Source organism: Candidimonas sp. SYP-B2681, from assembly GCF_003971065.1.
Lineage (GTDB): Bacteria > Pseudomonadota > Gammaproteobacteria > Burkholderiales > Burkholderiaceae_B > Pollutimonas.
Genome location: NZ_RYDV01000024.1, coordinates 1 through 689 on the forward strand (window position 1 = coordinate 1; position 689 = coordinate 689).

At 60.5% G+C, this 689-nt stretch carries 1 protein-coding gene; it reads left to right on the forward strand.

Annotation, left to right across the window (positions count from 1 at the left end; all coding sequences use genetic code 11):
• Positions 1–689: GTP-binding protein (locus tag EKL30_RS18715; RefSeq protein WP_126708766.1), on the forward strand; the 689-nt coding region annotated here is incomplete at both ends.

Consider the following 689-nt stretch of genomic DNA (forward strand, 5'->3'; position numbering starts at 1 on the left):
CACGTTGACCACGGCAAGACTACGCTGACGGCTGCGATCACGACAGTGCTGGCCACCGCCTTCGGCGGCGAAGCCAAAGGCTACGCGCAAATTGACGCGGCCCCTGAAGAAAAAGCACGCGGCATCACCATTAACACGTCGCACGTCGAGTACGAAACGACAGCGCGCCACTACGCGCACGTCGACTGCCCGGGCCACGCTGACTATGTCAAGAACATGATCACGGGCGCGGCGCAAATGGACGGCGCCATCCTGGTGGTATCGGCCGCTGACGGCCCCATGCCCCAGACGCGTGAGCACATCCTGTTGTCGCGTCAGGTTGGCGTGCCTTACATCATCGTGTTCCTGAACAAAGCCGACATGGTCGACGACGAAGAGTTGCTCGAACTGGTCGAAATGGAAGTGCGCGAGCTGCTCTCGAAGTACGACTTTCCTGGCGACGATACCCCGATCATCAAGGGTTCGGCCAAGCTGGCGCTGGAAGGCGACGAAGGCCCACTGGGCAAGCAAGCCATCATGCAGTTGGCCGAAGCGCTGGATAACTACATTCCTACGCCAGAGCGTGCCGTTGACGGCGCCTTCTTGATGCCGGTGGAAGACGTGTTCTCGATCTCGGGTCGCGGCACCGTGGTGACCGGTCGTATCGAGCGCGGTATCGTGAAAGTCGGCGAAGAAATCGAAATCGTCGG